Annotated in this window: 1 protein-coding gene; it reads left to right on the forward strand. The window is 67.3% G+C overall.

Annotated features, from left to right (window positions below; translation table 11 throughout):
• Window positions 1–37: 37 nt before the first annotated feature.
• Window positions 38–382, forward strand: a 345-nt coding sequence (locus tag EOA33_RS38695; protein WP_190234569.1) for a Pr6Pr family membrane protein, incomplete at its 3' end; no start/stop codon positions are given.

Genomic DNA, 382 nt, shown 5'->3' on the forward strand with positions numbered 1-382 from the left:
GCGGGCAATCCGTCCTGCGCTGCGGCCGCCTGAGGCCATGGGCCGTTTCCTGCAGCGGGCGGGACTGGCCGTCGGCCTGATCGGACTTGTCCTGCAGGCATGCATCACCATCCCGGCCTCGATGGAAGCCGGCCGCAGCTTCCTCGGCTCGGTCGTCTTCCTGTTCAGCTTCTTCACCATCCTGACCAATATCGGCGCGGTGCTGGTGCACACGTCGCTGCTGTCGCCGTCAGGCTATGCGTGGTTCCCGGCCTTTGCCGGATCGCGGTTGCGGGCGGGCGTGGCGGCGGCGATCGGCCTCGTCTTCATCGTCTATGCGACGGTGCTGGCGCGACTGTGGCAGCCGCAAGGCCTGTTCCTGCTCTGCGATATCCTGCTGCAC

It is taken from the genome of Mesorhizobium sp. M4A.F.Ca.ET.050.02.1.1 (assembly GCF_003997725.1).
Taxonomy (GTDB): Bacteria; Pseudomonadota; Alphaproteobacteria; order Rhizobiales; family Rhizobiaceae; genus Mesorhizobium.